At 56.3% G+C, this 14,152-nt stretch carries 8 protein-coding genes and 1 other RNA gene; 8 read left to right on the top strand and 1 reads right to left on the bottom strand.

The features are described 5' to 3' along the window. Nucleotides 1–35 precede the first annotated feature (35 nt). From BBG20_RS31050 to BBG20_RS31035, 4 genes are all read left to right on the top strand, one after another. Nucleotides 36–2,846 carry an FAD-binding and (Fe-S)-binding domain-containing protein gene (locus tag BBG20_RS31050; RefSeq protein ID WP_065910246.1) on the top strand — a complete coding sequence of 937 codons (2,811 nt, stop codon included), beginning with the start codon at nucleotides 36–38 and terminating at the stop codon, nucleotides 2,844–2,846. A 135-nt stretch (nucleotides 2,847–2,981) separates the two neighbouring features. After that, nucleotides 2,982–3,263: a hypothetical protein gene (locus BBG20_RS31045; RefSeq protein ID WP_065910245.1), complete on the top strand. Its 282-nt coding sequence runs from the start codon at nucleotides 2,982–2,984 to the stop codon at nucleotides 3,261–3,263. A gap of 102 nt (nucleotides 3,264–3,365) precedes the next feature. Continuing rightward, nucleotides 3,366–3,762: a transfer-messenger RNA gene (ssrA, locus tag BBG20_RS31040) on the top strand. A gap of 187 nt (nucleotides 3,763–3,949) precedes the next feature. Further along, entirely contained in the window at nucleotides 3,950–5,206 is a 1,257-nt protein-coding gene (locus BBG20_RS31035; RefSeq protein ID WP_065910243.1) for an integrase domain-containing protein, read from the top strand. A 596-nt stretch (nucleotides 5,207–5,802) separates the two neighbouring features. On the opposite strand, the gene BBG20_RS31030 is transcribed toward BBG20_RS31035, so the two are convergent. After that, the gene (locus BBG20_RS31030; protein ID WP_065910241.1) at nucleotides 5,803–9,984 is read right to left on the bottom strand and encodes a glycosyltransferase; all 4,182 of its coding nucleotides are present in this window, start codon (nucleotides 9,982–9,984) and stop codon (nucleotides 5,803–5,805) included. A 1,171-nt stretch (nucleotides 9,985–11,155) separates the two neighbouring features. On the opposite strand from BBG20_RS31030, the gene BBG20_RS31020 reads away from it, so the two are divergent. From BBG20_RS31020 to BBG20_RS31005, 4 genes are read left to right on the top strand one after another with little or no spacing between them, the layout of a single operon-like run. Next, on the top strand, nucleotides 11,156–12,556 hold the full coding sequence (locus BBG20_RS31020; protein WP_065910239.1) for a YfjI family protein: 1,401 nt from the start codon (nucleotides 11,156–11,158) through the stop codon (nucleotides 12,554–12,556). Next, nucleotides 12,540–12,899, top strand: coding sequence for a hypothetical protein (locus tag BBG20_RS31015; RefSeq protein ID WP_065910237.1), 360 nt, complete (start codon nucleotides 12,540–12,542; stop codon nucleotides 12,897–12,899). Before BBG20_RS31020 ends, BBG20_RS31015 begins: the two co-directional genes overlap by 17 nt. Then, nucleotides 12,877–13,857, top strand: coding sequence for an integrase domain-containing protein (locus BBG20_RS31010; RefSeq protein ID WP_065910350.1), 981 nt, complete (start codon nucleotides 12,877–12,879; stop codon nucleotides 13,855–13,857). Before BBG20_RS31015 ends, BBG20_RS31010 begins: the two co-directional genes overlap by 23 nt. Beyond that, the gene (locus BBG20_RS31005) at nucleotides 13,854–14,129 is read left to right on the top strand and encodes a hypothetical protein (protein WP_065910235.1); all 276 of its coding nucleotides are present in this window, start codon (nucleotides 13,854–13,856) and stop codon (nucleotides 14,127–14,129) included. Before BBG20_RS31010 ends, BBG20_RS31005 begins: the two co-directional genes overlap by 4 nt. Nucleotides 14,130–14,152: the final 23 nt, after the last annotated feature.

The raw sequence follows: 14,152 nt of genomic DNA, 5'->3' as shown, positions 1-14,152 counted from the left end.
CAACGGTTCCGGCGTCAGCTATTTCTGGAGGACCGATGAGTCTGCCTGCCGCTTTCCTTGCCGACGTCATACAGCTGATCCCGAAGGATCGGCGTTTCGACGACCCACTTTCCACCCTCGCATTCGGTACCGACGCCAGCTTTTATCGACTGATCCCACAGCTAGTGATCCGCGTGGAGTCGGAAGACGAAGTCGTCGCGCTGCTGCAACTGGCCCAACGCGACCGCGTGCCAGTGACCTTCCGCGCGGCGGGCACCAGCCTGTCCGGGCAAGCTATCAGCGATTCAGTACTGATCGTGCTGGGTGACAACTGGAACGGCCGCGAGATTCGCGGGCAAGGCACGCAGATCCGCCTGCAGCCCGGCGTCATCGGCGCCCAGGCCAATGCGTGGCTGGCGCCGTTCGGGCGCAAGATCGGGCCGGATCCAGCGTCGATCAATGCCTGCAAGATCGGCGGCATCGTTGCCAATAATGCCAGCGGCATGTGCTGCGGCACCGCGCAGAACACCTATCACACCCTGGCCGGGATTCGTCTGGTACTGGCCGATGGCGGTCGACTGGACACCGAGGATGCAGCCAGCGTTGCAGCGTTTCGAAAACACCATGCAGCCCTGCTTGAGCGACTGGCGACACTTGGCCGCGAGACGCGGGCAAATGCCGAACTGGCGGCAAAAATCCGCCACAAATATCGTCTGAAAAATACCACCGGCCTGTCGCTCAATGCCCTGGTGGATTTCGATGAACCGCTGGATATCCTCAGCCATCTGCTGGTCGGCTCCGAAGGGACCCTGGGCTTCATCAGCGCAGTGACCTACGACACAGTGATCGACCACCCCAACAAAGCGTCGGCGCTGATTGTGTTCCCGGATGTCGAGACCTGCTGCAACGCGGTGACCGTGCTGAAAACCCAGCCGGTCTCGGCGGTTGAGCTGTTGGACCGGCGCAGCATGCGCTCGGTGCAGGACAAACCCGGCATGCCGGCTTTCGTGCAGCACTTATCGGAAAATGCCTGCGCGCTGCTGATCGAATCGCGCGCCGCCTCCCCATCACTGCTGCACGAACAATTGGCGCTGATCATGGCGTCCCTGGCGGCGTTCCCTGTAGAGAAGCAAGTCGACTTCACTGAAGACCCGGTGGAAAACGCCCGCCTGTGGGCGATCCGCAAAGACACCTTCCCCGCCGTCGGTGCCGTCCGCAAAACCGGCACCACGGTGATCATCGAAGACGTCACCTTTCCGGTCGAGCAACTGGCGATCGGCGTGAACCGCTTGATCGAACTGTTCGACAAACATCACTACGACGAAGCCATCCTTTTCGGACACGCCCTGGAAGGCAATCTGCACTTCGTGTTCACCCAAGGCTTCAACAGCGCGGAAGAAGTCACGCGCTACCAGGCGTTCATGGACGACGTCGCGCAATTGGTGGCCGTGGAGTTTGGCGGCTCGCTGAAGGCCGAACACGGCACGGGCCGCAATATGGCGCCTTTCGTCGAGCTGGAATGGGGCAGCGATGCCTATCAGTTGATGTGGCAGCTCAAGCGTCTATTGGACCCCAACGGCATTCTCAACCCGGATGTTGTACTCAGCGAAGACCCGCAAATCCACCTCAAGCACCTCAAGCCCCTGCCGGCCGCCGACGAGATTGTGGATAAATGCATCGAGTGCGGGTTCTGCGAGCCGGTGTGTCCCTCCAAAGGCCTGACGTTGAGCCCGCGCCAGCGCATCGTGATCTGGCGCGATATCCAGGCGAAAAAACGCGCAGGCGTCGACACCACTGAACTCGAAGCCGCCTATCACTACCAGGGTATCGATACCTGCGCCGCCACCGGCCTGTGCGCGCAACGCTGCCCTGTAGGAATCAATACCGGCGACCTGGTGAAGAAGCTGCGCAGCCGCGATGCTGACCGTACGAAAACCGCCGAATGGCTCGCGACCCATTTCGCCACGGCATTGCAAGGTGCGCGCTTTACCCTGCATGTCGCCAACGGTGCGCGCATGCTGTTGGGCGCCCCTCGCCTGGCGAAACTGTCTGCCACGGTGACCCGGTTGTCCAAGGGGCAAATCCCGCAGTGGACCAGCGCCATGCCACAGCCGGAGAAAACCATCCGCTTCAGCCCGGCCGTGACCGATGAGCGGCCCCGCGTGGTCTACCTGGCGGCTTGCGTCTCACGCGCCATGGGGCCGTCCGCCAGTGATAAAGAGCAGATGTCGCTGTACGACAAGACCCGTGGCCTGTTGGAAAAGGCCGGTTACCAAGTGGTGTTCCCCGACAATCAAGACAGCCTGTGCTGCGGCCAGCCGTTTGCCTCAAAGGGCTATGCCGAACAGGCGGAGCACAAACGCCAGGAACTGATCGGCGCGCTGCTGCATGCCAGCCGTGGCGGACTCGATCCGATCTACTGCGACACCAGCCCCTGCACCCTGCGCCTGGTGCAAGACCTCGGCGAAACGCGCCTGGACCTTTACGACCCGGTACGTTTTATCCGCACACACCTGATGGACCGACTCGACTTCACCCCCCAGGAAGCGCCGATTGCGGTACACGTCACCTGCAGTACCCAGCATTTGGGCGAAAGCCAGGCGTTGATCGACCTGGCCCGACGCTGCTCAAAAACCGTGGTGATCCCGGAAGGCATCCACTGCTGTGGTTTTGCCGGCGACAAGGGTTTCACCACGCCGGAACTCAACGCCCACGCGCTGCGCTCGCTCAAAGACGCCGTGCAATATTGCAGTGAAGGCCTCTCCACCAGCCGCACCTGCGAGATCGGTCTGAGCCAGCACGGAGGCATTGATTATCACGGCTTGGTGTATCTCGTGGACCGGGTCACCCAGGCCCGCGTGCATTAATCCTGCAAAAAAACGAACCCCTGCGCGCCGGCGTAGTCATCTGCATAGGCCTCGACGAACGAGGCTCAACAGTGATGTCGCTGGCAGCCGTTGAACGCCAGCAGCGTCGAGCCCTTTTGCGCAAGGAGATACCCTATGAAGCGTTCCGCTCTTGCTGGCTTGTTCATTACCGCTGCGATGCTGGCCTCCCCTGTTTTCGCTGCGGGCGAGCCCGATCTGTGCAAGATCAATCTGGACAAAATCAACAACGGCCAAGCCCTGCTTGCCACTGACACCAGCGGCAAGAAGGGAGAAATCGACACCGCCGTCTCCCAGGCAAAAGCAGCTCATGCTGCAGGTGATGACAAGAAGTGCATCGAGATCACCTCCAAAGCCCTGCAAGACCTGCAGAACACTGAAAAAGGCGGCAACCAGTAACACGCCGTCGTTGATGGCCAACCTTCGGGTTGGCCTTCCGTGAGCGTTTGGCGTACACTGCACAGGCTTGTCACTCACTAAGAAACAACGAGTTACAAGCACGGGGCCGTTTAGGATTCGACGCCGGTCGCGAAACTTTAGGTGCATGCCGAGTTGGTAACAGAACTCGTAAATCCACTGTTGCAACTTCTTATAGTTGCCAATGACGAAAACTACGGCCAGGAATTCGCTCTCGCTGCGTAAGCAGCCTTAGCCCTGAGCTTCTGGTACCTTCGGGTCCAGCAATCACCAGGGGATGTCTGTAAACCCAAAGTGATTGTCATATAGAACAGAATCGCCGTGCAGTACGTTGTGGACGAAGCGGCTAAAACTTACACAACTCGCCCAAAGCACCCTGCCCTTCGGGTCGCTGAGGGTTAACTTAATAGAAACGGCTACGCATGTAGTACCGACAGCGGAGTACTGGCGGACGGGGGTTCAAATCCCCCCGGCTCCACCACTTCATCATCTAAAGACGTCCACGGACGTCTTTTTTTGTGCCTGAAATTCAGTGAAATCAAGGGTTTCAGCGCTACTGGGCTCCTCAAAGGTTTTTTGAGTTCCAGGCGTTTGGGTATTCCAAATGGTATTCCAAGCTCTCCGGTGCTATTTTTTGGAATACCAAAACGGTGTCAGAGGTAGCTCTCATGCCTGCTCCAGCCCTCCGCCTATCTGACCGCCAGCTCAAGGCAGTCAAGGCCAAAGACAAGGATTATGTCCTCAGTGATGGTGACGGCCTTCAGCTCCGGGTCAGGAGCAATGGCTCGATGCTGTGGAACTTCAATTACCGCGAGCCGGTAACCAAAAACCGTATCAATATGGGGCTGGGCACGTACCCAGCGCTCTCGCTAGCGAACGCCAGGAAGAAAGTGGTGGAAGCACGCGAGCTGCTTGCACAAGGCATTGATCCCAAAGTGCTACGCAATGCACAGGACGAAGCCAAACGAGCGGAGACGGAGCACACGTTTGAAAACGTGGCCACCGCCTGGTTCGAGCTGAAGAAGGACTCCGTCACGCCGGCGTACGCCGAAGACATTTGGCGATCGCTCACGCTGCATGTATTTCCAGACCTGAAAACAACGCCGCTCTCGAAAATTACCGCACCGATGGTCATCGAACTGCTTCGCCCAATCGAGGCCAAAGGCAGCCTCGAGACAGTGAAGCGATTGAGCCAACGGCTCAACGAGATCATGACCTACGGGGTAAACTCCGGGCTGATTTTCGCTAACCCCCTCAGTGGCATTCGAGCGGTATTCAAGAAGCCCAAGAAAGAGAATATGGCCGCGCTACGACCCGAAGAGCTATCCGAGCTCATGGTGGAAATCGCGAACGCCAGCATCAAGCGGATCACCCGCTGCCTGATCGAATGGCAACTGCATACCATGACCCGTCCTGCCGAAGCGGCGACCACCCGTTGGGCAGACATCAACTTCGACAAACGCATCTGGACCATCCCGCCGGAGCGCATGAAGAAGCGTCGTCCGCATACCATCCCGCTGACCGAACAGGCACTCGCGTTACTGGAGACGCTCAAGCCCCACAGCGGCCACAGGGAATACGTGTTCCCGGCAGATAGAAACCCGCGCACCCATGCCAACAGCCAGACTGCCAACATGGCGTTGAAACGCATGGGCTTCCAGGACCGCTTGGTCAGCCACGGCATGCGCTCCATGGCCAGCACCATCCTGAACGAGCATGGGTGGGATCCGGAGTTGATCGAAGTCGCGCTGGCGCATGTCGACAAGGACGAAGTCCGAAGCGCTTACAACCGAGCCGACTACATCGAACGCCGGCGTCCGATGATGGCTTGGTGGAGTGAGCACATCCAGAAAGCGGCCACTGGCAACCTGTCGGTAGCTGCCATCAATGACGCCAGGAACCGCAATGTCGTGCCGATACGGTGAGTGCTCACCGGACGCCGTTGGTAACCGATGATGACTCCCCAGATAGAGTGATGGTTGATTTGGCGACAGCGGCGAGACCGGCGACAACCCATGTAATACCTGGCCTGCAGCATGGCGACAGAAGTGGCGACTGTCGCCGTTGCAAGCCTCGCTCTTGGGGCTTTCTCGGCCAAGCCCACGCGAGCGGGAAGGCTCCGCATTCCCACTCGCATGGGCTCTGGGTAATTGCATCTCACTTGACCACCTAATTGCATTGCAACTGACCAGTCGTTTGCATCCGGCTTGACCAGTCATTTGCATTCGCGCTGACCAGCCGTTTGCAGTTGATGGGTATCAGCGGGTGCCACTCAACGCGAGTGCGTCAGCCAAGCACTGAAGGACTGCAACCGGCCGATTGTGTTGAAAAAGTCGACCCGGCCTGAGTACCCATGCATTGAGCGGTGAAAACGCCTTTTTTGCACGCTGCTACGTCAAATCTGAGCCCTGAACCTTCTGCGCAAAACACAGATTTCAATCTCAGACGTGTACTTTTCTGCCATGGAAACCGAAGCCGACTTTTTCAACAGAATCGGCCAAGAGCGGATACTGGCGCTGGCTCAATATCCGTGCTCCAGCAATGCGCAATACTCTTTAACAAATCCATCTCGCAAATAGAACCTACGGTATGCTTGCTCAACGATTTTGAAGTACTCCGATGGTGCCCCCCATGTTACAGAGTGTAGAAGTTTACCTCCATTAGGTTCTTCGCTATGAAAGTCGTTGTACTTGACCAAGTCTGCAAATTGAAAGCCCAGGGTTGAAAGCTCACGATAGCATTTCAGCTCTTGCTCCGTAATTGGAGAGCCGCCCATATCGAAATCCAAGCTCACAGGATTGCTTCGTACGTCAGTGAGTTTTCGATCCCAGTCAAGTGTTAGCTGTTTATATCGTATATAGCTTTCTGACTTTGGGTCATTGGCATGCTGCTCTTTGCTCAGGACGCTTGAAGCGCTGGAAAAATCTTTATAAAGTGCAAAATATGCTAGCGTCACTCCACATTCAACCGAAAAATCAATAGTCTGCTGTGCTGACTCTGGCGTCTCCCATTGACCGCCAAGCATGAAATATGCCTTTGTGAGAATATCCGCAGATCGAAGTCGCGCAAACAATTCTGAAATTTGACGATTCGTTACGATCTCACTTGCTGCTTTACTCTTTTTTCTCCGCTCTTCACTTCCGTGCTCAATGCCGAATGCAAGCATACGACATCCTGATTGTTGTAACCGCTCTATGAAAGGAACATCCATACTCTCTTCGTAAGCAATGAAATCCTCAATACGGAAGATTCCACGCCAACCAAATGAGTCGCCAGCCCGCTCTTTGACTCTGACCAATCCATCAAGAAAATCGCTAGCCCATGCGAGTCCATTGTACTTATCTGCTCGAAGCTTTCCATCGGATGCAATCTGCGGCAGCAAGTTATCGTCTACAAACTGAACTCGGAGTTCTGGATGTTGCAAAGCCAGGCCGTTAACCTCCATGAGAACATGCGAGACTTCTCGGCGAATTTCACCTCCACTTTTCTCTCTCCGCTCGGTACAAAAAGCACAATTCCAGTCGCAGCCTTGCGACATAACTACATGAGCCTCATGAAAAGTCTTCGATTTTGCCCTGGTTCGCGTGGGCTCATACTGGCCACCCTCGTTACGATAAATGCGACGATCAATTATGACTTGCGGCCAGGTAGCCGCTGGCGACTTTAGCGATAAGGCCGGCAGCATGTTACCTTTCTGGACTCCACGACCAACCACATTCCAGCTCTTTAAGTTGGGGGTAATACCCGGTGCTTCGGGCCATTTCCCTGGAGTTTTCAAACTAGCCACCAAGGACGATAGATTTTCCACAGCATTGTCTGAAACTGCAAAGTCCCAGCTTGCTTGGGCGTCCTCTGTATGTACTGTAGAGAACTGCCATGCATTTAGCTTGGCTGCCGGCCCGCCGATTACCAGTGTAGTACTATGTGTTCGCTTGCGAATACCAACGAGCATATTCATCGTTGATTGAACTGTAGAAAATACTGTATTGAATCCAATTAAGTCGAAAGTTCGTGCCAGGCGTAACACTTCAGCACGCAGCCTTGGGAACCTATGACAGTCCGCGATCTGAACGTCGTGCCCCTGAGCCGCGAGATGAGAGGCCAGTAGGCCCAGGCCCAAAGCTGGTGTGCTGGTCCGCGATGCTCCGGATGCAGCATCATCGATTTCAATGGGAGGTAGTACAAGCAGGATGCGCTTAACATCTTGGAGAGTATCAGCGCGCGTAACGGCAACTTCTGGATGCATACAACCACGAAGTGTAGGCGCAGTCTCACCTACGACTGGTCCAATCAACCATCTTGCGACGGGGAAGTCCAATACACCTAAAGGTGCGGGCTTCCCGGGTTCCGATAGTGAAACACACTCTTCTAGATAATGACTCAGAAATTCCCGATGCAGCCATGGATGGCCATCATCGGTGCTGATAGCCAAGTCCACAATTCTACCCAGTTCCTCATTTAGGGAGCCCCCTATGCTCAACCCCCCCGCGGAGAAGGCAGCTTCTAGTCGCCGTCGCAATGTGTGTGAGAAGGCTAGGTGCAATGAGGCCCATCTAATACTTTCATCCTCATCAAGAGCCATTCTCCGTAAAGTCTCGAGAAGCACCTGCGTCGATAAGCTCGCGGTAGCAAGCGCTGCGAATACACGCTTATCCCCACGCCAATGCCCCTTAACTTTGCCAACAGCAGGATAATAAATATTTAAAAAACTGACAGCCTGATCAGAAATCTGTCGAGTCGGATCTAAGCCATGCGCCATTAGCGCCAGCGTCGTAGGCGCCAACATAGGGTCGGTTGCGATGATTTCCGCAATATCATGTGAGTGCTGCGTTACTTTAATACAGCGCTCATTTTCCATTATGAAAGCAGGATCAGTTTCAATTCCCGAAACAATTTGTGCGAGCCCTGGGTTTTTGCTTGCCAAGCGGGCGAGTCGAATAGCGAACGAGGTCCCAAAATCGAATAAACGAGCTGACTCGAAGAACTTAGGAGCAATCTCGCTGGCCTGATTCAAGATTTCATTAGTAAAGGCTGATGAGTAGTAGAGTAACTCCTTAGTCAAAAATGCATCTTTCCAGATGACCTGTAACATAGGCTCTGGAAAGGACTCAGAAAAAGCTCTGAAACTAGGGCAAATGTTTGCGCAAGCAGCCATAAATCGCCAACACACGTCCATGTATCCCGAGTCTCTTGCTGAGCTCGCCACAGCCATACGATCACCAATAGCGCTGCCGATATCACGCAGTTTCTCTTGCAGTTCGGCCCTATTATGTAAATCGGCGTTCTTACCGGCGTCGCTAAGACTATTGAAGGCCGTCGTCAAATCAGCCCAGTCCTCTTCGAGGTCTAGTTGGCCCAAAGTCTCAAGTATTCGGTCCAATACTTGACGAGACTCCTCCTGCTTTCGACCGACAGCTTGTCGGTTCGCCCAATGCACCGATCCAGGCAAGTACCAACCAGTACCTTCTAGCAAATCAGATGCGCAGCGTTTCCAGCTATATTCACGCTTCAGCAGGGATGCAACCTCGATAGCAGCTTGCTTTCGCACCTCGAGGTTGCCTGTAATCGCAAGCAATGCGTCAGCACATTGCCCGATATCCTCCTGGCTCGGCGTACCTGCAGTCATGCTGCCGCCCAGATTCACGAACTCAACGCTGTCGAATGGAACTTCTGGGAACTGCTGCTTTAGATCATCAATTAGCATCGCGAGCCCGGACTGACGCGAGCATACCAGAGGGATACCGGCGCAAAGAGCCTCCCATCCACTCAAGCCAAACCCTTCATGCCAAGACGGCATCAACGCCACATGACAATTTGCCAAGCGTTGGCGTAGGGCTACCTGGTCATCGGAAAAAGGCTCTGCATGAAGAGTAAACGCAGCATTCTTGCTGCCGATCTCCTTCAACTCTTCTACCACAACTTGGTCGGAACTTGGGTCTACTCCCCAAGCAAAAAGCTGCCCGCGCGCTCGCCAGGCCACAGCATCAATTTGTCGACCTCGCGAATATGCTTCCGCGAGTGCATGAATGGCCAGTATAGAATTTTTAATCGGATCATCATCACGATTAAGCCGACCTGAGATAAAAACTTGTAAGTCGACGCGAGGATCGTGGTGCTGCCACTTAACCTTTTCCACTCCGGGTATCAATGGCCTTACAGGTGATCTTGGTCGATGCTTGGCACTTCGTGCCGATGCGAAGTTACGCTGTAAAAGTGGACCCACGGCAAATGCACAATCTGCAGCAGCAATGACTTCTCGCTGCTTGATCGAGCGCGCAGTCACCTCCTCCATGCTTTGCCCTTTCATAAAGGCATACGACGAATAGTCCATATGACCTATAACGGCTGACTTGATATCCGTCTCGCTCAGATGTTGACGAAGTTGGTTGGCGCAGTCGACGGCAGCTTGGCCAGTAATGACGTCATGCCCCACAACCAACACGCCTTGCAACGCCTCCATATCTACTATCCTACAATAGCTGGCAATTTCGGCAGCTATGTCGGAAGCTTTGAACTCTTTATGCTCTATAAGCGTCACCCCTACCTCGCATCCGATTTCCGGCAACCGATTTACAAAGCAGTACGTCTGGCTTCCTTTGGGTAGTGCTTGGATCAAGCCTTCTGCTAGACCCTTATTGAATACATTGAGGCCACCTAAATCACTTCCCCATCGAGTTGCAAGCAAAGCCACCACGTATGCCATCTCGGCTCCTAGATTATTCGATGCGCTTAGGTAGTCGCGGCGCGTTGCGTGCCCTTGATCAGAGACTGGGATCTCAACGCTGATCAGTAGCCATTGCTACATCTGCCTAATACGAATCTCATATGATATGTCGTTTTAGTCGTTGTCGCCCATTAAGTACCGGTTGGAGATGTTGCTACGGTTGAGCGACATAATGAGGGCGAAGGTTGGACAGCTACCAGGGGCTGCTTTTGGCCGTTCTCCGCTGGTCGTCACTACAGCGTGTGCTGATCAAGTCGAATGCAAACGGTTGATCAGCACGACTGCAATTGACTGGTCAGTGACAATGCAAATGGTCAAGTCCATGCAATTACGCAGGCTCACATTAAAAACCGACGAACGACCACCCGGCCATGGAAAACCACCGGCTTCCAAGGTCTTCCACCGTTACCGATTGGCGCAACAGCCGCCCCCAAAATCGGTTGACCGCGAGCAGAACGAGCGCTAAACCAGAACCGTACCAGCGCTGTCCTCGACAGCACCCAGGTAGCCAGAACCTTTGAGGCTACGCCATACCGTGGTGGTTCACCCCCAAGTGCGATTAGCGTCCGGCGGCTCGCACGGTCACAGCGATGTGATGGATGCCACTTCTTCCAGAATACCCACTGCGGCAGCTCATGCTCTCCCTGGCTGCTCTGCAGCAACTTATCCGCTTGGCCATTTCTTGCGCCAACCTGTTGCCCGTCTCTTTGCCCCCTAAAGAGACGGGCGCATATCACACTGCTGCAGCCTTGCTCGCACGGGACTTTGCGGCTTTCCCCCTCGTGACAATCGGCGTGACAAACACCGAATGCTCACTCACCACAGCGATGCCGATGATGGTGCCGCAGCCCAAGAAATGGACTGCACCTGACTGACAGTCAGGCATGCCCCGGTCATCACATCACTGCCTTCACCTGACTCAGGATCTCGCGGCATTGGTCTCGTCAGCCAGTGCAGCCTCCACCCGCCCACTTCTACGGAAGTGCTCAGGAGGCCAGATCATGAGATGCCCAAGCTCCCGGTCGTAAAGAGCCGTCAGTCCCGCGTAGTGGACAAACCTCACAGGTCGCAGGGGCCTTGATCCCTGATAACACTCAACAACAGTGGCGGGATGAGTGAGGACGAAGTCGATAATCTCAGGAGAATTGCGATGCAACTGTGTGAAGCGTTCGAGCCACCACAACCCTTGCTGGAATACCAGCAGGCGCCACTGCCCTACCCGGTCGAAGCACTCGGGGATCTGTTGGGCCCTGCGGTCGAACGACTGGCCGAGGTGATCGGCGTGCCCTGCGCAATGGCTGCACAATCGGTGCTGGCCAGCGCTGCCCTGGTGAGCCAGGGTCATGCCAATGTCCAACTCGACGGCCGAACCTATCCGTTGTCCCTTTACCTACTGACGGTGGCGTCCTCGGGAGATCGCAAAAGCGCGGTGGACCATCTGGCACTAAAGGCGGCGCGCGACTGGGAGCGACAGCAGTGGACCCTGTATGCGGAAAAACTCAAAGCTTATCGCGCCGCTACCAGCATCATGGCCAAACCCAAAGCCTCAACAGAGCGTGCTGAGGCGAAAGGCAGTGAGCTGTCCGAACCGGTACCACCGAGACTGATCATTGCCGAGCCCACCATTGAGGCCCTGGTCAAAAGCCTGGGCCAGGGCTTACCCAGCATGGGCTTGTTCAATGATGAAGGTGGTCAGTTCTTGGGCAGCAGCACCATGAGCAAAGAAAATCTGCTCAAGGCGATCACCACCTTGTCGATGCTGTGGGATGGCAGCCCGATCGACCGGGCGCGTTCCATGGCTGGGGAAAGCCTGCGTGCCTATGACCGCCGCCTCAGCCTGCATCTGATGCTGCAACCCTACCTGGCCAACCAGCTGTTCAAAGACCCGGTGATCAATGGCCAAGGCATCCTCGGCCGCTGCCTGATCAGTTGGCCCGAGCGGCTGGCCGGCCAGCGGCTCTACAAGGCGATCGACCTGACCCAAGATGCCAAAGTCCAGTGCTACCAACAGCGGATCACCGCCCTGCTGCAAAAGCCCTGGTCGCTTCACCAGGATGGATCACTCAATCCCGCCGCGCTGGAGCTGACTCCCCGGGCGCGCCGGGCCTGGATTGATATTCACGACACCATCGAGTGCCAGTCTGGCGAGTTCGGCGAGCTGGCCGGCATCCAGCCTGTCGCGGGCAAAGCAGCGGCGAATGTAATGCGTATTGCGGGCGTGCTGGCCACGGTTGAACAGGCCCGTGCGTTGGAGGAAGGACACATCCAGCGCGCCTCCACCCTGATGGATTACTACCTGGCCGAGATTCAGCGCCTAACCGAACAGGAGCCGGTCAATAGCCGATGCGAAGAGGCGGATCGGCTGCTGCGCTGGCTGGTACAGAAAGGCTGGACCCACTTCACCATTCGCGACGTCAATCGCAACGGCCCTCGTTTTGCCCGCAAGAGCGCTGACCATACCGCCTCTTTATTGGTCGTGCTGATCACTCATCGCTGGCTGAGCAGTCGCGATGGAAGAACCTTCGAGGTACGCCATGTTCCGCCTCAATGACGCGGTGCGCCGCTACCAGGCGCAACATCAACCACAGCCTGAATCGCGGCGTGTCGCCGCCTCTGTCGCCACCCTGTCGCCACGCGCCAGGTCAGAAACGACGCGGGTTGTCGCCACTGTCGCCGCTGTCGCCACACCAACCTTGGACCGTGCCCAGCTCGCCCATCTGATCGAGCAACTGCGCGAGGAAGGAGCACTGCTGCAACACCACGAGAGCACCCTCCTGATCCGCCCGACACACTGGCAGCAGGTGGACAGGCTCAGCCCTTACTGGAAAGCCCTGCTGCTCTTTCTGCAAACAAACGAAAACGGTGATGATGATGGCTCTGGTCGGTCGGCGTGAGGGTCGCAACTTTGGCTATGGCCGCCAGCTGAGCTACGCAGGCCCACAAGCGCTCAAGGATCTGTTTGCCGGCGGCCACTTCGCCACGGTCAAAGCGCATAGCGATCGCTGGCAAGCGTTCGTGCGTTGGTGTCGGTCAGAGGACGGCCCCGGTTACAACGATGCGCGTCAGATCGATCGACAGACGCTGCAAGACTATGCCGCGTATCTGCGCCAGCAGATCCAGCAAGGTGAACTCTGCATCGCCACCGCGCAGAACCGCCTGAGCAGCGTCAATCGCACCCTCGCGGCGCTGCGCGGTGATCAGGACGTGAGAATCGCCAGCCCGAGTCAAGCGTTGGGACAGCAGCGCTTGAGCGTACGCACCCGCGCGCCGGAGGGCCAAGACCACCAACAGGTGCGGCGAGTGGTGGAGGCGCTTGGCGAACAGCAACACAAGCGGGTGGCCGCGATTATCCTGTTGGCCCGAACAACCGGTATGCGCCTACGCGAAGCGATTCTGGCTGACCTGCCACGCTTGCACCGCGAAGCCGAACACCTGAGCCGCATCAACATCCAGGACGGCACCAAAGGCGGCCGTTCAGGGGCATCAGCGCCGCGATGGGTCGTGGCCAATGAAACGGTGAAGACGGCACTGCAATTGGCTCGTAAGGCATCGCCGCCCCGCAGCCGCAACTTGCTGGCCCTAGACGAAAGCTACGCCGTGTTCCTGCATCAGACCGTACTCCCCGCCCGAGAAACGCTGCATGAACACGAGCTGAAGGGTTTCCATGAACTGCGAGCGGCCTACGCCTGCGAGCGTTATGAGCAGCTCACGGGCCACGCGGCACCAGTCAATGGTGGCCACTGCTACCGCATTGACCGCGACCTTGATCAGAAGGCACGGCAACAGATCAGCATTGAGCTCGGGCATAACCGGATTGATGTGGTTTCGGCCTACATTGGAGGTCGAGCGTGACCAAACCCTTCGATATGGAGCTGTTCCTGAGCGGCGTACTGACTGGCTCGAAGGTCACACAGCATCGCCACCTACGCCAAGCCCGAATCATGCAAGCGGCCATTCAACAACGATGGCAACGCGATAATCCCTGGACCTGGCAGCTCAAGCATGTGCGCTGGTTTCTCACTCAGCACCTGAAAGACCACTCCGACGCCACCCGGTATTACTATTGGCTCACCGCTCTGTTGATCTGGAAACGATTAGGGAATGACCGAGAAATGCTGATCTAACGCTCGAATCGTGGATAGGCAAC

This window comes from Pseudomonas aylmerensis (assembly GCF_001702265.1).
GTDB lineage: Bacteria > Pseudomonadota > Gammaproteobacteria > Pseudomonadales > Pseudomonadaceae > Aquipseudomonas > Aquipseudomonas aylmerensis.
Note: the sequence above shows the minus strand (reverse complement) of the source record. Positions and strands in the feature narration are given on the sequence as shown.